Origin of the sequence: Gordonia amarae NBRC 15530, from assembly GCF_000241345.1 — a bacterium.
Lineage (GTDB): Bacteria > Actinomycetota > Actinomycetes > Mycobacteriales > Mycobacteriaceae > Gordonia > Gordonia amarae.
This window is the reverse complement of the sequence record NZ_BAED01000010.1, coordinates 1-20,183: the sequence shown is the minus strand read 5'-3', so window position 1 is coordinate 20,183 and position 20,183 is coordinate 1. Positions and strand designations below refer to the sequence as shown.

Annotated in this window: 19 protein-coding genes; 12 read left to right on the top strand and 7 right to left on the bottom strand. The window is 67.1% G+C overall.

The window, feature by feature from the left end:
- On the bottom strand, positions 1-2,939 hold a 2,939-nt coding region (locus GOAMR_RS03015), incomplete at its 3' end, for a bifunctional nitrate reductase/sulfite reductase flavoprotein subunit alpha (protein WP_005182620.1).
- Between the two features lie 198 nt (positions 2,940-3,137).
- Here GOAMR_RS03015 and GOAMR_RS03010 point away from each other — a divergent pair.
- The 8 genes from GOAMR_RS03010 (at position 3,138) to GOAMR_RS25720 (ending at position 11,037) form a co-directional block, all read left to right on the top strand.
- Entirely contained in the window at positions 3,138-3,824 is a 687-nt protein-coding gene (locus GOAMR_RS03010; RefSeq protein WP_005182617.1) for a response regulator transcription factor, read from the top strand.
- 151 nt (positions 3,825-3,975) lie between these two features.
- Positions 3,976-5,427 carry a sensor histidine kinase gene (locus tag GOAMR_RS03005; protein ID WP_005182615.1) on the top strand — a complete coding sequence of 484 codons (1,452 nt, stop codon included), beginning with the start codon at positions 3,976-3,978 and terminating at the stop codon, positions 5,425-5,427.
- Positions 5,428-5,747: 320 nt separating this feature from the next.
- Positions 5,748-7,418, top strand: coding sequence for a trypsin-like peptidase domain-containing protein (locus GOAMR_RS03000; RefSeq protein WP_005182613.1), 1,671 nt, complete (start codon positions 5,748-5,750; stop codon positions 7,416-7,418).
- Positions 7,419-7,568: 150 nt separating this feature from the next.
- Positions 7,569-8,156, top strand: a complete 588-nt coding sequence (locus tag GOAMR_RS02995; RefSeq protein WP_050942569.1) for a MogA/MoaB family molybdenum cofactor biosynthesis protein — start codon at positions 7,569-7,571, stop codon at positions 8,154-8,156.
- Positions 8,157-8,244: 88 nt separating this feature from the next.
- Positions 8,245-8,409: a hypothetical protein gene (locus GOAMR_RS25025; protein WP_170319104.1), complete on the top strand. Its 165-nt coding sequence runs from the start codon at positions 8,245-8,247 to the stop codon at positions 8,407-8,409.
- A gap of 400 nt (positions 8,410-8,809) precedes the next feature.
- Positions 8,810-9,469, top strand: coding sequence for an MspA family porin (locus GOAMR_RS02990; protein ID WP_005182611.1), 660 nt, complete (start codon positions 8,810-8,812; stop codon positions 9,467-9,469).
- Positions 9,470-9,544: 75 nt separating this feature from the next.
- Complete coding sequence (locus GOAMR_RS02985) at positions 9,545-10,234, top strand: MspA family porin (protein ID WP_005182610.1); 690 nt, start codon at positions 9,545-9,547, stop codon at positions 10,232-10,234.
- Between the two features lie 671 nt (positions 10,235-10,905).
- Positions 10,906-11,037 carry a hypothetical protein gene (locus tag GOAMR_RS25720; protein ID WP_259064254.1) on the top strand — a complete coding sequence of 44 codons (132 nt, stop codon included), beginning with the start codon at positions 10,906-10,908 and terminating at the stop codon, positions 11,035-11,037.
- A gap of 108 nt (positions 11,038-11,145) precedes the next feature.
- Here the strand turns inward: GOAMR_RS25720 and GOAMR_RS02980 are convergent, their stop codons facing one another.
- Positions 11,146-11,565, bottom strand: coding sequence for a hypothetical protein (locus GOAMR_RS02980; RefSeq protein ID WP_005182608.1), 420 nt, complete (start codon positions 11,563-11,565; stop codon positions 11,146-11,148).
- Between the two features lie 452 nt (positions 11,566-12,017).
- Between GOAMR_RS02980 and GOAMR_RS24665 the strand changes: the two genes are divergently transcribed.
- From GOAMR_RS24665 to GOAMR_RS02960, 4 genes are all read left to right on the top strand, one after another.
- Positions 12,018-12,269, top strand: coding sequence for a hypothetical protein (locus tag GOAMR_RS24665; RefSeq protein ID WP_138943570.1), 252 nt, complete (start codon positions 12,018-12,020; stop codon positions 12,267-12,269).
- Between the two features lie 110 nt (positions 12,270-12,379).
- A complete protein-coding gene (locus tag GOAMR_RS02970; RefSeq protein ID WP_005182606.1) occupies positions 12,380-13,342 on the top strand; it encodes an NADPH:quinone oxidoreductase family protein in 963 nt (320 codons plus the stop codon).
- Positions 13,343-13,344: 2 nt separating this feature from the next.
- Positions 13,345-13,824 carry a MaoC family dehydratase gene (locus tag GOAMR_RS02965; protein WP_005182605.1) on the top strand — a complete coding sequence of 160 codons (480 nt, stop codon included), beginning with the start codon at positions 13,345-13,347 and terminating at the stop codon, positions 13,822-13,824.
- A gap of 284 nt (positions 13,825-14,108) precedes the next feature.
- On the top strand, positions 14,109-15,260 hold the full coding sequence (locus GOAMR_RS02960; RefSeq protein WP_005182603.1) for a DNA polymerase IV: 1,152 nt from the start codon (positions 14,109-14,111) through the stop codon (positions 15,258-15,260).
- 54 nt (positions 15,261-15,314) lie between these two features.
- Here the strand turns inward: GOAMR_RS02960 and GOAMR_RS02955 are convergent, their stop codons facing one another.
- The 5 genes from GOAMR_RS02955 to GOAMR_RS02935 form a co-directional block, all read right to left on the bottom strand.
- A complete protein-coding gene (locus GOAMR_RS02955; RefSeq protein WP_040514185.1) occupies positions 15,315-16,634 on the bottom strand; it encodes an alpha/beta hydrolase domain-containing protein in 1,320 nt (439 codons plus the stop codon).
- A 26-nt stretch (positions 16,635-16,660) separates the two neighbouring features.
- Complete coding sequence (locus GOAMR_RS02950; protein ID WP_083836824.1) at positions 16,661-17,002, bottom strand: carboxymuconolactone decarboxylase family protein; 342 nt, start codon at positions 17,000-17,002, stop codon at positions 16,661-16,663.
- A 44-nt stretch (positions 17,003-17,046) separates the two neighbouring features.
- Positions 17,047-17,925, bottom strand: coding sequence for an NAD(P)-dependent oxidoreductase (locus GOAMR_RS02945; RefSeq protein ID WP_005182597.1), 879 nt, complete (start codon positions 17,923-17,925; stop codon positions 17,047-17,049).
- A complete protein-coding gene (locus GOAMR_RS02940) occupies positions 17,922-18,656 on the bottom strand; it encodes an SDR family oxidoreductase (RefSeq protein ID WP_005182596.1) in 735 nt (244 codons plus the stop codon). The genes GOAMR_RS02945 and GOAMR_RS02940 overlap by 4 nt, the downstream gene beginning before the upstream one ends.
- Positions 18,657-18,854: 198 nt before the next feature.
- The coding region (locus GOAMR_RS02935) for an aldehyde dehydrogenase (protein WP_005182594.1) at positions 18,855-20,183 on the bottom strand (1,329 nt) is incomplete at its 5' end.

The window sequence follows — 20,183 nt, the reverse complement described above, 5'->3', positions numbered from 1 at the left end:
ATCCGCGAGCCACCGAGCGCGTCGATCCGTTCGTCGAGTTTGCGGGCGTGGCCGCAGAAGTCGTCGTAGTTGGAGTCGCCGAACCCGAGCACCGAGTACTTGATGCCGGACAGATCGGGGGCGCTGTCGGCCGACAGCGCATCCCAGAACGAGCTGCCGTTGTCCGGCGGGTCGCCGTCCCCGGTGGTGGCGGTCAGGAACAGCACGGTGCCGCCCAGGTCGTGGACGTCGAACTCGTCCATCGGCCGCGAGATCACCTCGCGCCCGGCCTCTTTGAGTTTGGCGATGGCCAGGTCCGCGAACTCCTCGGTGTTGCCGGTCTGGGAGGCCCACGCGACGGTCACGGTTTCTGTTGCCGCGGCGTCGGTCTCGGCGTCGATGATCACCTCGCCGGGCGTCGACGGTGCGAGCGCCGACGAGTCCGGCGACACGGCGGAGGCGCCGGCGATGTGGCTGCGCGCGAACATCCCCGACAGCAGTCCGGCCACCCAGTTGCGGATCTCCGGACGCAGCGGCGCGTCCGGCGGAACCGTCGGTACACCGGTGGGATTGGCCCGGAGTCCGGCGATGAGCCCTGCGAGGTAGAGACGTTCGGCGTCGTCGGGCCGCGGGGCGGCGACATCGGTGACCCCCAGCGATTCGGCGAGCAGGGTGAGCAACTCCGGACTCCATTTCTCTTGTGTCCCAGACGGTTCTCCGAGCGTGGACGGTGCACAGGCCGGCGCCTCCGGGGCTGCGGGAACGGCCACCTTGGTGAGGGTCACCGCGCACACCTTGAACTCGGGCTGCTGCGAGGCGGCGTCGATGGCGTCGGAGGTGACGGCGTTGATGGCCAGATGCTCACCGAAGGCGTCGTTCCAGTGGAACGGAACAAAGCAGTTGCCGGGCCGCACCCGGTCGCTCACCGAGGCGGGCAGCACCGCGCGGCCCCGGCGGGAGGCCACCTCCACCGAATCACCGTCGGCCACACCGAGACCCGCCGCATCATCGGGATGGATCTCGACGAAGGGCCCCGGGTTGAGCTTGTTGAGCTTCGCGACCCGTCCCGTCTTGGTCATCGTGTGCCACTGGTGCGCCAGCCGTCCGGTGTTGAGCAGCACCGGATAATCGTCGTCGGGCATCTCGACGGGATCGACGTGCGGGCGGGCGAAGAACTGCGCCCGGCGGTTGGCGGTGGCGAACGCCAGGCGCGGAATGCTGCCGTCGCCGGCGACGTGCAGACTCTGGCTCACACCGTCGTTGAGGTAGCGGATCGGGTTGCGGGCGCCGCCGGCGGTGGGGTCGGGGCGCTCGTCCGACGGCGGCGGGCACGGCCACTGCATAGGGGTGGCGCGCAGCCGCTCGTAGGTGACCCCGCGCAGGTCGTAACCCGTTCGCGGATTGTGGAATTGCCTGATCTCGTCGAAGATCTCCTCGGCGCAGGAATAGGTGAACGCGTCGGCGTACCCCATCTCGCAGGCGATGGCTGCGATCAGCTGCCAGTCGGGGAGGGCTTCGCCGGGGGCGCCGAGCACCGGCTCGAACAGGGTGAGGTTGCGTTCGGAGTTGATGAACACGCCGGTCGACTCGCTCCACAGCGACGCCGGGAGCACCACGTCGGCGTATCCGCCGGTCTCCACACCTTCGAACGCGTCCTGCATGATCACCAGCTCGGCGCGTTCCAGGCCCTCGATTACCGTTTTTCGGTTGGCCACGGACGCAACGGGATTGGTGCAGATGATCCAGCACGCCTTGATGTCGCCGGCGGCCATCTTGCTGAACATGTCGATGGTGCCGCCACCGAGACGGGTATGCAGGGTGCCCTCGGGGACACCCCAGGCGTTCTCGCAGAACGCGCGGTCGTCGTCGGAGAGCACGGCCCGCTGGCCCGGCAATCCCGGCCCCATATAACCCATTTCGCGCCCGCCCATCGCGTTGGGCTGACCGGTCAGCGAGAACGGGCCGCTGCCGGTGCGGCAGATGGCCCCGGTGGCCAGATGCAGGTTGATGAGCGCGTTGGTGTTCCAGGTGCCGTGCGTGGACTGGTTCAAACCCATTGTCCAGCACGACATCCAGTTGCCCGCGGTGCCGATGAGTTCGGCGGCGCGGCGCAGGTCGTCGGCGTCGATACCGCAGATCTCGGCGACGGCATCGGGTGGGTATTGGGCGGCGAACTCGGGCAGCTGCTCGAAACCGTCGGTGAAGTCGGCGATGAACCCGGGATCGGTGTGGCCGTTCTCGATCAGCAGATGCAGGATCCCGTTGAGCAGAGCCAGGTCGGTGCCGCCGTTGACCTGCAGAAACAGGTCCGCCTTGTCGGCGGTGGCGGTGCGCCGCGGATCGACGACGATCAGCTTGGCGCCCGCCTTCACCCGGTCCATCATGCGCAGGAACAGGATCGGATGGCAGTCGGCCATATTGGCGCCGATCACCAGGAACACGTCGGCGTGATCGAAATCCTGATACGAGCCGGGCGGGGCGTCGGAACCGAGGGACTGTTTGTATCCGGTGCCGGCGCTCGCCATGCACAGCCGCGAGTTGGATTCGATCTGGTTGGTGCCGATGAACCCTTTGGCGAGTTTGTTGGTGAGGTACTGCGCCTCCAGCGACATCTGCCCCGACACGTACAGGGCGACGGCGTCGGGGCCGTGCTCGTCGATGATGGCGCGCAGTTGCCGCGCCGACGAGGTGATGGCCTCATCGACGGCGGTGGGTTGCGGGGCGGCGCCGCGTGCCGGGCGTACCAGGGCGGTGGTCAGCCGGCCGCCGACGTTGAGCATGTCGGCGGTGGTGGTGCCCTTGGTGCACAGGCGGCCGAAGTTCGCCGGGTGATTCTTGGTGCCCACCGTCTTGTTGATCACTGACTTGCCGATGGTCGTCGCATCGTTGGCGACAACGTAATCCACGCCACAGCCCACGCCGCAATAGGCGCACAGCGAAGACACGGTCGTGGTGGTCACGTCGTCCAGGGTCGGGTGGCCATGTTTCCCAACCGCGCTGCCCCGGTTACGCGACTATCAACCAGACCTCACAGGCCGGATCCGGGTTGTGATGGCCGAGGTGGTGGCGTCAGGTGTCGAAAGGTCACCGGACGCCTGAGGTGATGGGCATCCGCGAGTCTCAGCGGGTTCACAGTCCGGTTGATTAAGACTGTAGGTATGCGAATTCTGGTGGTCGACGATGATCGGGCCGTTCGGGAGTCGTTGCGGAGGTCGCTGACCTTCAACGGCTATACCGTCGACACCGCCGGGGACGGGCTCGAAGCGCTCGAGAAGATTGTCGCCGACAGGCCCGACCTGGCGATTCTCGACGTGATGATGCCTCGCCTCGACGGTCTGGAGGTGTGCCGGCGGCTGCGGTCGGCGGGCGATGACCTGCCGATCCTGGTACTCACCGCCCGCGACACCGTGTCTGAGCGGGTGTCGGGCCTCGACGCCGGCGCCGATGACTACCTGCCCAAACCGTTCGCGCTCGAAGAGCTGCTGGCCCGGCTGCGGGCACTGCTGCGCCGGTCGGCGGCGGTCGGCGAGGAGGAGTCGGAGGCGATGACGTTCTCCGATCTCACCCTCGACCCGGTGACGCGCGATGTGACGCGCGGCGACCGGTCGATCAGCCTGACCCGCACCGAATTCGCGCTGCTGGAGATGCTGATGGCCAACCCGCGCCGGGTGCTTTCACGCAGCCGCATCCTCGAGGAGGTGTGGGGTTATGACTTCCCGACGTCGGGCAACGCCCTGGAGGTGTACGTCGGTTACCTGCGCCGCAAGACGGAGGCAGAGAACGAGCCGCGGCTGATCCACACCGTGCGTGGCGTGGGTTACGTACTGCGCGAGACCCCGCCGTGATCGGGAGCATGTTGTCGGCTTCTTCGCCGGTCGAGGTGCGACGAGCGTCGAAACCCGGTGCGATCGCATTGTCGGCGTGCGAGGTTTCGAGGCTCGTCGCTCGCGCTCCTCGCACCTCAACCGGCGGAGAGGCTGCGGCGGGTGGTGCCCGATGGCGTTGAGGGCGGAGAGCGCCCGGCCGCACGAGATGCGGGCACCGATACCGCTGACCAGGTCGGTGTCGCTGCGCAGCCGCGTCACTATCCTGTCGGCGACGGTGGTGCTGGTGTCGGTCAGCCTGATGGCGGCGGCCGCCTATTTCACGGTGCACCGGGCGATGTACAACGACATCGACAAGCAGTTGGAGTCCCGGGCCGACGGTCTGACGGCGATGGCGAGCGTGGGGCTGCTCGATCAGCAGCCGGAGGTGCTGCTGCAGGGCACGGTGTTCTCCACGAGCATCTCGGTGATGGTGGTGTCGCCGAGCGGGCTGGCATTGCGGATCGGCGACGTGCCGATGGGCAATCGGGAGAACGCCATCATGGCCTCGCCGGGGTCGGTGCGGGCGATGCAGAGCGTGCGCACGATCGAGGGCAAGCGGGTGCTGGCGCGCAAACTGTCCAACGGCTACACGGTGATCCTCGCCGAAAGCCTGCTGCACACCGATCGGGTGCTCAAACGGCTGGCGTGGGTGCTGCTGGTGGTGGGCGGCGGCGGGGTGGCGTTCGCCGCGCTCGCCGGCACCGCGGTGGCGCGGGCCGGGCTGCGGCCGGTGGCCCGGCTCACCAGCGCCACCGAGCGCGTCGCGAAGACACAGGACCTGACGCCGATCCCGGTGACCGGCAAGGACGAGCTGGCCCGGCTCACCGAGAGTTTCAACACGATGCTGGCGGCGCTGGCCGAGTCGCGGGACCGGCAGTCGCGGCTGGTGGCCGACGCCGGTCACGAACTCAAAACACCGCTGACGTCGCTGCGCACCAATCTGGAACTGCTGATGGCGGCGAGCGCGCCGGGCGCCCCGGCGATGGACGCCTCCGACATGATCGAGCTGCGTTCGGATGTGCTCGCCCAGATCGAGGAACTCTCGACGCTGGTCGGCGACCTGGTGGATCTGGCGCGCGAGGACGCCAAACACGTGATCGTCGAGGAACTCGACCTGGTGGACATCATCGAACGTTCCCTGGACCGGGCCCGCCGGCGACGGTCGGACGTCGAGTTCGTCACCACGCTGGTGCCCTGGTATGTGTTCGGCGAGGAGCACGGACTGAGCCGGGCCATCCTCAACGTGCTCGACAACGCGGCCAAGTGGAGTCCGCGCGGTCACGCGGTGCAGGTCAAGCTCGACCAGATCGCGCCGACGATGATGGAGCTGACGGTGGCCGATTCGGGTCCGGGTATCCCGGCCGAGGACCGGGAGCTGGTGTTCGAGCGGTTCTACCGGTCGGCGGAGGCCCGGTCGATGCCGGGGTCGGGGCTGGGCCTGGCGATCGTGCGGCAGGTGGTGCTGCGGATGGGCGGCACCATCCGGGCCGAGCAGTCCGACGCGGGCGGCGCGCTGATCAGGATGACACTGCCCGGCCATCCGGTGCCGATGGAACCTTCGCCGCAGGTTATTCGTCAGTAAGGTGTGCGCGGCACACCGGCAGGTGGTCCGTCGTTCGCCGAAAGGACACCGGGCCGGGCGGCACGGTGCTGGGGACGAACTGAAAAGCGCTGGTCTTCATGACGGCGTAGTGCGGGGAAGTTCATAGGCGCGCCCAAGGTTTACGTCAGTGCACCGATAGCCTGCGGTACTACACATAGAGTCGACAAGAACAAGCAACGACGGCGCGCCGGACGCCCCAGTACAGGGCGGTCGGCACACGACGAGTCGGGACGGCGGTTCGGGTGATCATCGCCCGATACCCGGGACCGACGACGGGCGAACGGATGAGGAGAACAACAATGACCGGTGGTGGCTCGCAGAGCGGCTTTCCCGGATACGGCGACCCCGGCGCGTCCGGCGGCGTCGGCGACTCGCAGAACCAGGCCGGTTCCCCGGACCCGGCGTCGGCCACCACCCGCATCGACCGCGACAGCGTCTCCACTCCCGGTGCTTCCGCGCCGGGAAATCCCGCACCCGGCGCGGGCGGGTTCGGCGAGCAGCCGACGACCGCGGTGCCCAATCCCTTTGCCGGACAGTTCGGCACGGGTTCGATCCCGGCGCAGCCCGCGGCAGCCCAACCCAATCCGGCCCAGTCGGCCTGGGCCAATCCCGCCGCGGGACAGCCGGTTTCAACGCAACACGTACAGGGACAACAGGTTTCGGGACAACCGAATCCGTCGCCGTACGGCGGTGCGTACGCACCCGCCGGATACCCGGCGTACGGCGCGGCCACGCCGTCGCAGCAGAGCTATCCCGGTGCCCAGCCCGCGACGTCGCCGTTCGGGCCGGCCACCACCCAGCAGCAGCCACTCTCCCCGGATCCCCGCACGAATGGGCAGCCGGCCCCCAAAAAGAAGGGCGGACGCAAGGCGCTGGCCGCGGCCGGTGTGGTGACCCTGGCGCTGGTGGCCGGTGTCGGCGGCGGTGTCCTGGGCGCCAACCTCGCCGACGACGACACTCCGGCGGCGTCGACGACTGCCACCAACGGCCCGCTCGGCGGCGACCCGAACAGCCAGGCCACCCAGCAGGTCGACGCCCCCAAGGGCTCGGTGCAGGATGTCGCCACGCGGGTGCTGCCGTCGGTGGTGTCCATCGACGTGGTGGTGGGCAATCAGCAGGGCGAGGGTTCGGGCGTGGTCCTGAGCGCGGACGGCATCATCATGACCAACAATCACGTTGTGAGCCTGACCGGTTCGCCCGCCGACGCCGTGCAGGTCAACTTTTCCGACGGCACGTCGGCCAGGGCCAAGGTGCTGGGCACGGACACGATCTCCGACATCGCCGTCCTCAAGGTCGACAAGACGGGCCTGCGGCCGATCTCGGTGGGCACCTCCAAGAATCTGGCCGTGGGCCAGGATGTGATCGCGATCGGTGCGCCGCTGGGGCTGGCGGGCACCGTGACCACCGGCATCATCTCGGCGCTCAACCGTCCGGTGTCCACCTCGCGTGAGTCGGGCACCACCTCGGTGATCGACGCCATCCAGACCGACGCCGCGATCAACCCCGGCAACTCGGGCGGTGCGCTGGTGAACGCGAAGGGCGCGCTGATCGGTATCAACACCGCCATCGCCACGCTCGGTGGCAGTTCGAGTTCGGAAGCGGGCAGCGGCAGCATCGGCCTCGGTTTCGCGATCCCGATCGACCAGGCGTACCGGGTGGCCAAGCAGTTGCAGGAGAACGGGACGGCCACCCACGCCGGGCTCGGGGTGTCGGTGCGGCAGTCGGCGGGCGGCACCGGGCAGACCGGTGCGTTGCTGTCCGACGTGCAGGCGAGTGGCCCGGCCGGCAAGGCCGGCATCCCGCGCGGCGCGGTGGTGACCAAGTTCGGTGACCGGCTCATCGCCTCGGGCGACGCCCTGGTGGCGGCGGTGCGCTCGCACGAGCCGGGCGAGCAGGTGGAGGTGACCTACGAGGTGAACGGCCAGGCCAAGACCACGACGGTCACCCTCGAGGAACTGAAGGTCGGCTGACCGAGGTGTCGCGAGCCTGAGGAGTTCGCAAGAGTCCGCCCGGACGACTGGTCTGCGGCGGGCGGGACTGGTCTGATGAGTAAAGGCAACGATCCGCCCGTCGTGCGCGTCACCGGCGACGGGGGCGGCCGCACGGTGAGGGAGACAGCAATGAACAACCTGGGTTCCACGATCGATCCCGAGGACGTGGTGGCCGCGGATGCGGCGGCCCGCGAGTTTGTGCAGCGCCATCGTGACGACGATCCGGTGGCGGCGCCGGTCGATGAGATCGGGCGCGCACTGGTGGTGGTCATCGATGATCGCGCCGCCCACGGCGAACGCCCGAGCCCGCTGGGCCCGCTGGTGCGTGAACTCCTGGCCGAGGCCGGTTTCCACGTCGATGCCACGGTCACGGTGCCGGGTGACGAGATCGAGATCCGCAACGCTGTCAACACCGCCGTGATCGGCGGCATCGACCTGGTGGTGTCGGTGGGCGGGGTGGGTGTGGGTGCCCGCGATGTGGCGCCCGAGGCCACCGAACCGCTCCTCGATCGCCGGCTGCGCGGCATCGAGGAGGCCGTCCGCAGTTCCGGCCTGGCCGCGGGTGCCACCGACGGCGGACTATCGCGGGGCCTGGCCGGATTGTCAGGTCAGACGCTGGTTGTCAATATCGCAAGTTCCCGTGCGGCGGTCCGCGACGGCATGGCGACGGTCGCCCCGCTCGCCAAGTACGTCATCGAGTCGATCAGTGAGTTCTGAATCCGCGACCTCCGCATCTGGCGCGGAACCGACCGACCTGCCGGTTCGGACAGGGTCTGACCTGCCCGAACCGGACAGCGATGTATACATGTCCGATTCGCCGGGTCGCGAACCGGAGTGGAAACGCCGCCGCAGGCTCGACGCCGTGTTCGGTTCGGGCACCGGACGCTCCGCAGCGGCCGACTGTGGCGAAGATCACAATCCGATGACCCGTGAGTGGTACGACGCCAACCGGCCGCCACACCACTCGTAGTGGCGGTGCTGGGCAACACGGGTAATGCAGCGTGTTTTCCTTCTGTTAACACATCCGCGCGCATACGTTCCATACAGCGCATATGTCACTTTCTGAGCTCAATTTGTGCCTGGCCTGAGCGCATCTGTTGCCGCACCTGAGACAACTCCGATACCGTTCGCGGTGATGTAACCGGCTCCCATTCCACGGGGGCCGGGGAGATCCTGCGGTCTACCGCTGAGTAGGACCCCTTCTCGCCGGAGACCGTGGTGGCCAAGGCATGGAGATGCAATGTTCGTGATGACGACCCGTAAAGGCGGGGGTCGGCGCACAATTGTCGCGGACAGTGACCCAGCCGGTGGCCGGGGGTGTGGGCGTAGTCCACGTCTTTTGAAGCCGAACATCCTCTGAGAGGGAACGAATGAGCAAGTTCAGCAAGCTTGGGCTGCGTCGCGCCGCGGGTGCGACAGCTCTCGCCGCCGTTGCGGCACTGGGCCTGGGAACCACGATCGGCACCAGCGCTGCCGATGCCAAGCCGCTGCGCAACGGGTACAAGGTTCTGACCGGTATTGACGGTGAGAAGGTCAGCCTGTGGCGTCAGCACGAGTCGCAGTTCTCGGTCAAGCGCGTCGCCTACAACGGCCTCGGCCGCACCGCTCTGCTGTCGGGTGTGTACACCGCGAAGCTCAGCAAGGGTGTCTCCGGCAACCTGCAGCAGTACGTCCTGGCCGGCTGCCAGATCGACGTGAGTTCGCTTAGCGCATCGTCCGTCGCCTCGCTGGCGATCTCGGCACAGCCGTCGCTCAGTCTGACCGGTGGCCTCAGCGTTCCGCTCAAGCCGGGTCAGGTGAACCTCTACAAGGTCACCGACAAGGACATCGCCGCGGGCAAGGCCGGTGCGATCCAGATCTCCAACTTCGAGATCGAGTTCCCCAACTGCGGTGGCTACGCCTCCGCTCGGTCGTTCACCAAGGTCATCGCCGCCAAGGGCTACGAGATCAACGGCGACGACGATGTCGTGACCGGTACGGGCACCATCCTGCAGTCCAACCTGTTCGGCCAGACCTTCTTCGTGAGCTGACGCTCCGCAGATAACCAGAATCCACTGAGACTTATCTGCCCAAGCGCAGATCTTCACATTCCACGAAGGGGAATCATGAGCAAGACCATCACGCGCCGCGTGGTCGCCGGGGTCAGCCTCGCCGCTGTCTCCGCGATCGGCCTGAGCGCCCTCGGTGCCGGTGGCGCCGTCGCCGGCAAGGTGCCGGGTACCACCGCTTCCAAGAGGCTCGTCGACGGTACTCCCGTCAAGATCGAGCTGTTCGACCAGAACGTCCGCTACAAGAACTCGGTCGTCGAGTCCTTCAACCTGACCCGTGAGGTGTGGGTGTCGGGCAAGGTGCGCGTCACGGTCGGCGGCAAGGCCCAGGGTGGCAACATCGCAGCCGGTTACATCGTCGGCTGCCAGATCAACATCGGCATCGGTAACACCTCCAAGATCGGCGGCGGTGTGTCCACCACCGCGACCCCGAGCTTCACCAGCGGCACCCTCGATGTGTCGGCCACGGCGACCGTTGACCCGGTGACCAACGACACGGCACTGGAGCTTGGCCCTGGTCAGGCAGGTTTTGTCCCGATCATCCAGGAAACCGACGACGACGACGACAACGTCAACTCGTTCAGCTTCGCGGGTAAGAAGGGTGGCGCGGCATACAAGGACGAGCGCTTCGTTCTCGATGGCTGCGCCGGCTTCGCCGAGGGTAAGGCCAAGGTGCGCGTCACAGTCAACACCGAGGCCGTTAAGGGTGTTGTGACCGTCTACGGCAAGCCGTTCAGCCTCGGCTGATAGGCGCCCGCAAAGCAAGCATGAAGGGGTGGGTGTTCACATGGATGGACCCCACCCTTTCTGCTCCCGGCACCAGATTACGACTCCCGATTTGGGAAATCCTCGAACGGGTGCACGGGTCCCGCTCGAACCACTAGATGAATGGAGAAACACCATGGCACGCAATAACCTTCGCGCATCAATCACCGACAGCATCCTGATCGACTTCATCAAGGGCACCATCACCGAGGGTGACACCGTTAGCACGGGCAGTCTGTCGGAGCTGTCCTAGTTCCTAGGTCGATTCGTCACGGTGTGATGCCCTGAAGCCGACTTCGTGGCAGACGAGAGGAAGGGCGGGAGTTCCATCGGAACTCCCGCCCTTTCGCATTCCTCAGCTGCGACAACAGGCTTTGCGATTCGTCAGTTCCCAACCACGAATAGAGGAGAAGGTTCATCCGGATGCGTCCGGCTGGCATGCTTCCGGCATGGCGCAGGTTGGCGAAGCCAGGGAGAGCCGCCATGGTGCGATCGGATCACGCTGTGCGCGGGACTGCCCCTCCATGTCGACGTTTAGTGAGACTCGGTATATGGTTTCATCGGGCCCAGGCCCGTGTGGGACTTTCTCGACGCACTTGTCGGAGATTTGTTCTTGCTCTTTGTATTTCGGTTATCAAAGATCGGAGATACGGATGCGTATCCAGCCACAGCGCGCGGGTTTCGATGTCGTCGCGGAACTCACCAAGCTCCTCGCCTCCCTCGGCTCCGGGAGCACCGCATCGCCGTTCGAGGCGGGTAGCAGCGGCACCGGTACCGCGCAGTGACACTCCGCCCGGCCTGACCCGCGAGGGGTGGGCCTGGCGGTCATGACAACGGCGGCGGACGGGAGATCTCTTGGGGACTCCCGCCCGCCGCCGTTTGTGCGGTGTGGGTCAGCAGTCGGTGGTCATGGTGCCGTCCTTGATGTTGACGCAGTTGCCGTCGCCGGAGTCGATCTTGACGTTGCCGTCGTCGTCCTTCTCCACCTTGGCGCCGTCGTTGGACTCGATCTTGGTGGTGCCGCTGCCGTCGACCTCCACCTTGTTGCCGTCGCCGGAGTCGATCTTGACCCCGCCGTCGTTGTCGCTGTCGGTGTCGTCGGCATCGGCATCGGCGTCGTCGGTGGTGCTGTCGTCCGCGTCGTCGGAGGCGTCGGTGCTGTCGGTCTCGGTGGTGCCGGTGACCTCGACAGACGTCGACGAATCCGGGGTCGACTCGTCGTCGCCGCAGGCCGCCAGGCCGAACACGCCGACGACGGTGATCGCGGAGGCTGCGAGGATGCGGCGCAGGAAAGGCACGGTGCTGGTGGACATGATCGGTCTCCTTCGTCGAACGGCGCATCAGTGCGCCTTATGCAAACCTAACTTTTGTGTCGTCCGAAGGGTGTAGCCGGGGCATGGCTGTGCGGTGTCCGATCGGTGGCCCGATTTGTCGTAGGTGCCCTCTATCCTTCCGGGTATGGTGTCGATGCGGCATGAGGCGATCGCCGAGTTGATCCTCCGATCGCACCATCCTGTGCCAGGGCGACGACTCCATTACACCGATCGTGATCGGACCGCGGGCGGTGCCGGTCGTCGACGACGTTGACACAGCCCGGTCCAGCCCGGGGCTTGCGATGCTGTCGGGGATGGCGCACCACAATGTACCAGGCGTTTTAGAGGCGTTGGCGGCCTCTGTGATCACTGATCTGGAGCATGGGCATGTGTATTCTGAGATGATCTGGGCGGTGCTTCCGATGGCTGCCCGCGCACGTTGGGAGCGACTTATGACCAGTACGACTTTCAAGTATCAGTCGCCATTTGCCCAGAAGTATTTCGGTGAGGGTGAGGCGAAAGGCAAGGCCGAGGGTAAAGCCGAGGAGGCAGCCGTCGCTGTGCTGACGGTCCTGCGCGCACGGCGAATCGAGGTACCGGACGCGGTGTGCGAGCGGGTGCAGCGCTGCGACGACATCGAGGTGCTCCAGACGTGGCTGAGCCGGGCCGCTACGGCGGCGGAGATCGGCGACGTTTTCGACTGACTCGGCGAGCAGGGCCGCGGGCGTCATTGAACTTGAATGCTGATTCAGGTACGGTGTGGCGAACGGCGCGGGATTCGCCGCGCCCTCCGCCGAAAGGGTGACAGGCACATATGCGCGCGATCCACATCAGCAAGCTCGACGGGCCGGAGGCGATCGAGGTCGTCGACGTACCCGCACCGGCCGACGACAGCAAGGTCCTCATCGACGTCAAGGCCGCGGGTGTGGCATTTCCCGAACTGCTGCAGACCCGGGGCCTGTACCAGGTGAAGCCGCCGCTGCCGTTCATCCCCGGCGCCGAAGTGGCCGGTGTGGTGGTCTCCGCTCCCGAAGGCTCGGGACTGGTGGCGGGCGACCGGGTGTGCGCGCTGCCGCTGCTCGGCGGATTCGCCGAACAGGTTGTGGCACAGACCGATCTGACGTTCAAGCTGCCCGACTCGGTGTCGTTCGAGGAAGGCGCGTCGTTCCTGTTCAACTACGGCACCTCCTACTTCGCGCTCATCGAACGCGGCCACCTCGCCAAAGGTGAGACCGTGCTCATCCACGGCGCCGCCGGTGGCATCGGCACCAGCGCCATCCAGGTCGCCAAGGCCTTCGGCGCCGGCCGGGTCATCGCCGTCGTGTCCACCGAGGAAAAGGGCAAGATCGCCGTCGACGCCGGCGCCGACGAGTTCGTGCTCGCCGACGGATTCAAAGACGCCGTCGGCAAGAACGTCGACATCATCGTCGACCCGGTAGGCGGTGACCGCTTCACCGACTCGCTGCGCACCCTCCGCGAACACGGCCGCCTCCTGGTCATCGGCTTCACCGCCGGTGAGATCCCCACCGTCGCCGTGAACCGGTTGCTGCTCAACAACATCTCCGTCACCGGCGTCGGCTGGGGTGCCTACTGCCTGCCGCGGCCCGGCCACATCGCCGGCGAATGGGCGGCGATGGAACCGCACCTGGCCAGTGGTGCGCTCAAGCCCGTCCTGGGACCGACGTTCGCTCTGGAGAAGGCCACCGAGGCGCTGCAGTGCCTCGAATCGCGTTCGGCCACCGGCAAAGTGGTCCTCACCGTCGGAACGGAGAACTGACCATGACCGACAAGCCGCGCCCCACCACCATCGACGACCTCGTCGCCCTCACAGGCCGCGAACTCGGACCCACCGAATGGCATGAGCTGACCCAGGACGAGGTCAACACCTTCGCCGACGTCACCAACGACCACCAGTGGATCCACGTCGACACCGAGAAGGCCGCCGCCGGACCGTTCGGCACCACCATCGGCCACGGGCTGCTCACCCTGTCGCTTGGGCCCGGCTTCACCGAAGAACTCCTCGCGTTCGACGGCTTCGCCCACAGCCTCAACTACGGCTACGGCAAAGTCCGCTTCCCCCACCCGCTTCCGGTCGGCTCCAAGGTGCGGATGCGGGCCACCATCACCGACGTCCAGCCCACCGGCACCGGCTCGGCGCAGATCACCACCACCCAGGTGTTCGAGGCCGAGGGCATCGAGAAGCCGGTGTGCGTCGCCGAATCCATCGGCCGTTTCACCGAACACGGCGCCGGGATCTGACAAACACCCCCCGCCGGTTGAGGTGTGAGGAGCGTTAGCGACGAGCCTCGAAACCTCGTAAGAGGACATTGTCGTCTCACCGGGTTTCGAGGCTCCTCGCCCAGCGGCTCGTCGCACCTCAACCGGCGCAGGTTGTGCCCCTGCTGGTTGAGGTGTGCGGAGCGCTGGCTGCGGGTTGCGCCCTTGCTGGTTGAGGTGTGAGGAGCGTTAGCGACGAGCCTCGAAACCTCGTGAGATAACTTTGTTGTCTCTTCGTATCCGGACGGGGCGGCTAGTCTCGGAACGTGACCACCGCCGAGCCGCCCCGTTACCGGTGGCTGCTGCATGTCGACCTCGACCAGTTCCAGGTGGCCGTCGAGCGGTTACGTAGCCCCGAGCTGGCCTCGGAGACGGTGATCGTCGGTGGGAACGGAGATCCCACCGAGGCCCGCAAAGTGGTGACCTGCGCGTCGTACGAGGCACGCGGGCTCGGGGTGCGGGCGGGGATGCCGCTGCGCTCGGCCCACCGCAAAGCCCCCGACGCGGTGTATCTGCCCGTCGACGCACCCGCCTACGACGCGGTGTCCGCCGAGGTCATGGACGTGTTGCGGGCATTCGGGCATCCCGTCGAGGTATGGGGGTGGGACGAGGCGTTCCTCGGGGTCGGACCGGTCGCCGAACCGGGTCTGGCGGCCGATGAGATCCAGCGATTCGCCATCGAAGTGCGGACGGCGGTACTTGCACGGTGCGGCCTCGAATGCTGCATCGGGATCAGCGACAACAAACAGCGCGCCAAGATGGCGACAGGGTTTGCCAAGGCCGTCAGCAAGACCGGGGACCGGTCGGAGGTCGCACCCGACCGGGTGTTCCTGCTCGACGACGGCAACTGGCTTGCGTTGATGGCCGAGCGCGACACCCGTGAACTGTGGAGCGTCGGCCCCAAGACCGCGCAGAAACTCGCCGCGCACGGAATCGGCACCGTCGCCGAGCTCATCGGCACGCCGCGTGACCGGCTGATCTCGATTTTCGGCCCGCACCAGGGTAATTGGCTGTACGTGCTGTGCCGGGGCGGCGGGGATCCGAGCATTGCCGTGCAGCCGTGGGTGGCCAAGTCGCACTCCAAATCCCGCACCTTCGCCCGCGACCTCACGGGCCCCGACGAACTCGTCCACGAGGCAGGCGAACTCGCTCGCGAACTCCTCGAGCAGGTGGTGGCCGAGAAGCGGGAGGTGTTCCGGGTGGCCGTCACCGTCCGCACCACCACGTTCTACACGCGCACCAAATCCCACAAACTCCGTGCGGCCACCGTCAGTGCCGGCGACCTCGTCCCCGAGGTCGAGGCGTTGCTGGCGAAGTTCGAGCTCGACCGGCCGGTGCGGCTCCTCGGCGTCCGTTTCGACCTTCTCGACGACGGGGTGGTTGCGTCAGGTGTCGAAAGGTCGGCGGACCCTTCGTGACCCTCGCTCCTTCGTCGCTTCGTCGTTCGGATCAGGTGAGCCCCGGCTCGTGACTCATTCCGGGATGAGATCGGGGCGGGCGTCGGCGAGGAGTTCGTCCAGGTCGTCGAGGAGGGCGAAGCCGGCGGCGATCGCGGCGTCGGTGTGGGAACGATAGGTGGCCAGGTACGCCTCGCGGGTGCCGTATCGGGCGAGCAGCGCGTCGTCGGGGATCGGGGCGGTGGAGCCGAACAGCATGCAGATGCGGGAGATCGCATCGGGGACAATGCCGGACAGGACCTGCGTGGGAGCCTCGACGCACGGCGTGCGGACGCCGCCGACGACATTGCCGAGGTCGTCGACGTCGAAGAAGGGTTCGGTCGTCTCCTGGCCCAGCAGGGTGGTGCCCACCGACAGCGGTGCGGCCACCGGGGGAGCGGTGCCCTCACGCACCCAGGTGTTCAGGTGCCGCAGCGCCGCCCGCAGCACGAAACGCTGCTGGCCGCGGTTCACCGGATCGGAGCAGCCCAGGTACTCCTCGAACGGACCCACCTGATGCAGGTCGGCGTGCGCCGAACCGGCCACCTCCCACGTGCGGACCAGATCCGAATCCGGTTGGCGGGCACGGTGGTAGCGGAAGTTGGTGAGCAGATCGGTTTCGGTCTGCACCGTGAACACCGGCACCCGCACACCCGCGTGGATCGGTGTCGCCGCACCCCTGAAGGTGTCGGTGACATCGACACCCGCACCCACCGGACCCAACGGGAGGCCGGCGAGCGCGCGGGAATGGATCAGGAAACCGTCGAACACGCCGTGCGCCGCGGCGAACGTATTGACGTAGGTGGTAAGCGCCATCGCCGACTGCGATTCACCCACCGCCAGCACCTTCTCGACGGTCAGGCCCGCCAAAGGATCGGCGGTGCGCACCGCGTCGGCGATGGCGGCGAACATGTTGTGGCAGTAGGCGTCACCGGGGTGATGGAGCGTCCCGTAGCGGTCCGGGTCCTTGGTGGCGAGGCTGTCGCCGCCGATACCCACCGACCCCGAACCGCCTTCGACGCCGGTGAACTGCGCCGACACCCCGACCCAGGCGTACCCGCCGCGCACCAATTCCGGTGCCACATACGTGTACTCGGCCGGGGCGTCGTTGCCGCTGCTCACATTCAGCCACTCCACCACCACGGTGCCGTTGAACGCCACGTCGTCGGCCGGACGCCGCACCAGGACCCGCGTCGTGAAATCCGCCGCCGCGACCGGGCCGTCGGGAGTGAGGCCCTCGACGGAACCCGAAGCCGCGTACTCGGTTTCGGTGTAGCCTGCCGCGGCCAGGTCGGGGCCCGGGACGGCGCTCAGCAATGAGCACCCTTTGCCTCCGGACAGCGGTTCGAATTTCATTGTTCTCCTGGTGGTTGGGGTGGTGGCTATTCGGCCGCCTTGGCCTGCTGCTTCTCGAAGTTCTTGATGACCTTGCCGAACATGAAGTGCATCTTGGTGCCCTGGGGCCAGCCGACGTAGTAGCAGAGGAACAGGGAGATCTCCTCCAACTGATGCGGGGTCAGCTCACCGTTGGACAGGGCCGCACCCGCCTGGATCTCGGCCACGTCCTCCTGGCCCGACGCTGCGAGCGCGCCGAACAGCAGCAGCCGGCGGTCGCGGTTGGACAGACCCTCCCGCGTCCACACAGTGCCGAACACCTGGTCGCAGGTGTGCTCGAAGTAGTCGCCCGGACCGTCGGACATCTCCCAGCCGTACACCTCCGACATCTTCGCCAGACCCTTCTTGCGGATCTCGGTCTGCTCGGGTTCGCTCACGCGGATTCTCCTTCGGTATGCGGGACGCCGATAGCGGCGGCGAAATCACGCAGGGCGATCTCGCCGAGCGGCAGGTCGACACCCAGGTCCTTGCCCAATTCCAGGGCCAGCGACAGGTCCTTCTCGCCCAATGTACGCACCGGAGCGAAGATGCCGTACCAGAAATCGTCGGACTCGATCGGAGCGGTGTTCTCGCGCAACATGATCGAGCCGGCGCCCCCGGTGATCGAGTCGGTGTGCCGAACCACCTTGCCCAGCTTGGTGATATCGATACCAGCGGCCTCGGCGAGGCGCGATGCCTCCGCGGTGGCGGTGAACGCGATGAAATGGAGCAGATTACGGGCCAGCTTCATCTTGGTGCCCGCACCCACCTCGTCGCCGGCATGCACCAGCATCTCCGCGGTCAGCTTGTACGGCTCCTTCAGTCGTGAATACGCCTCGCGCGGACCGCCGACCATCACCGCCAGCCGTCCCGACTGGGCGCCGATCGCGCCGCCCGAGATGGGGGCGTCGAGCACGACGACACCCTTCTCGGCGGCTTCGGCGGCCAGATCGATCGCCGTCTGCGGGCCGATCGTCGAATGGATCGCGATGATCGTGCCCGGGGCGGCCGCCGACAGCAGACCACCCTCACCGGCGATGACGGTGCGCACCTGGGCGTCGTTGAGGACGCAGATGCCGATGATGTCGGCCTTCGCGGCGAGGTCGGCAAGCGAATCCGCCTTGACCGCACCGGCGTCGACGAGCTTGGCGACGGCGTCGTCGGCCAGGTCGAAGACGGTCATGCCGCCCTCCCACTTGGCCAGGCTGGTGGCCATCGGGCCGCCGATGTTGCCCAGGCCCACATAGCCGAGGCGAATCGTGTTCTCGCTCATGCGCGGTACACCTGGCCGCCGTCGACGTTGAAGATCTGGCCGGTGATCCACGACGCCTCATCCGAGAGCAGGAACTTGAGCATGCCCACGTGATCCTCGGCCTTGCCGAAACGCTTGATCGGCAGCTTGCTGACCATGTCCTTGACGATCTCCTCCGGGGTGCTGGTGCGGGTGGCCTCGGTGTCGGTGGGGCCGGGAGCGATCGCGTTGACGCGGATCTTGTTGCCGCCCAGTTCGGTTGCCAGCTGGAAGGTGAGGTTGTTGATGCCGGCCTTGGCCAGGCCGTAGAAGCCGCTGTACATGTACGCCGCCGTTGACGACTGGTTGATGATGGCGCCGCCCTCGGTCATCTTCGGGTACACCGCGCGGGTCACGTTCAGCGCGCCGTCGAGATTGACCGACATGAACTTCTTGTAGTAGTCCCACGGGACGGTGATCAGGAAGTCCAGCTTCATGCCGCCGTAGATGGCGGCGTTGTTCACCAGGCCGTGCACGGGGCCGGCCTCGGCAGCGAATTCGGCCAGGGCGAGGGCGGATTCGGGATCGGAGACGTCGGTGTGGATGTAACGGCCACCGATGTCGGCGGCCACCTTCTCGCCGGCCTCGTCGTTGAGGTCGGCGATCACGACGGCGGCGCCTTCCTCGGCGAGGCCGCGGGCGTAGGCCTCGCCGATGCCGCCGGCGGCGCCGGTCACGATGATGTTCTTGCCGTCAAAACGTCCGGAACTCATGGGGGGTCTTCTTTCTGTTGGTGGTGGGGGACTCGGTTGTCTTGCGGGGTTTCGAGGTTCGTCGCTTGCGCTCCTCGCACCTCAACCGGCGTGGGGGTGGATGCGTCAGGTGTGGAAAGGTCGCCGGACCCGACGCGTCCCTCGCTCCTTCGTCGCTTCGGCCTCTGGGATGTCGCGCGAGCTTGCGAGCCGACCGCGTCAGACCGGGCGGGCGACGGCCTTGATCTCGAGGTACTCCTCGAAGCCGCGGACACCCATCTCGCGGCCGATGCCGGAGGCCTTGTAGCCGCCGAAGGGGACGTCGGCGGAATACCAGATGCCGCCGTTGATGCCCATCGTGCCGGTGCGGACACCGTCGACGACCTTGTTGATGCGGGCCTCGTCGGTGCCGTACACCATGCCGGAAAGCCCGTACGGGGAGTCGTTGGCGATGCGGATCGCGTCGTCGTCGCCGTCGTGAGCGATGATCACCAGGACGGGACCGAAGATCTCCTCCTGGGCGACGCGGGCCGAGTTCTCCAGGCCGGAGATCAGCGTCGGCTCGACATAGAAACCCTTGTCCTTGCCGGCGGGGCGGCTGCCGCCGACCTCGATGGTGCCGCCCTCCTCGACGGCCAGCTTGATGTAGGACTCGACCCGGTCGCGCTGGGTCGCCGAGATCAGCGGGCCGCAGATGGTGCCGGGGTTGGTGGGGTCGTTGGCGGCCAGCCCGGCCATCGCATCGCCGGTGGCCTTGATGGCGTCGGCGAGCTTGGCGCGGGGCACGAGCAGCCGGGTGGTGATGGCGCAGCCCTGACCGGCGTGGGTGACTACCGCGAACGCGGCCATCGAGCAGGCCGAACCGAGGTCGGCGTCGTCGAGGACGATGAACGCCGACTTGCCGCCCAACTCCAGGAACACCTTCTTGAGCGATTCTGCCGATGCTGCCATCACCTTGCGGCCGGTGGCCGTGGACCCGGTGAACGAGACGATGTCGACCCGGGGGTCGGACGAAAGCTGCGCGCCCACACCGTGATCGGAGGAGGTGACGATGTTGATGACGCCGGGCGGGAAGTCGGTCTCCTCGGCGATCACCTTGCCGACGAGCGCCGCGCACCACGGGGTGTCGGGGGCGGGCTTGAGCACCACGGTGCAGCCGGCGGCGAGCGCGGGACCGATCTTGGCGAAGTTGATCTGGTGCGGGAAGTTCCACGGGGTGATCGCGCCGACCACACCCACGGCCTCCGAGCGCAGCTCGCGATGGTTCTTGATGCCCATCGGCTTGGCCTCGCCCAGGTCCTGGACCCAGTCGTAGCTCTCGGCGAGGTCGGCGAAGTAGCCCAGGTCGGTGATCGGGCCTTCGAGTTGCGGGCCGTGGGTGAGGAACACCGGGCAGCCGACCTCGGCGACGGTCAGCTCGCGCAGCTCGTCCGCGTGGGCGAGCAGGGCGTCGCGCAACTGGCGTAGGCAGCGGGCCCGCAGAGCGTGATCGCTCGACCAGTCGGTGTTGTCAAAGGCGTTGCGGGCAGCGGCGATAGCGCTGTCCAT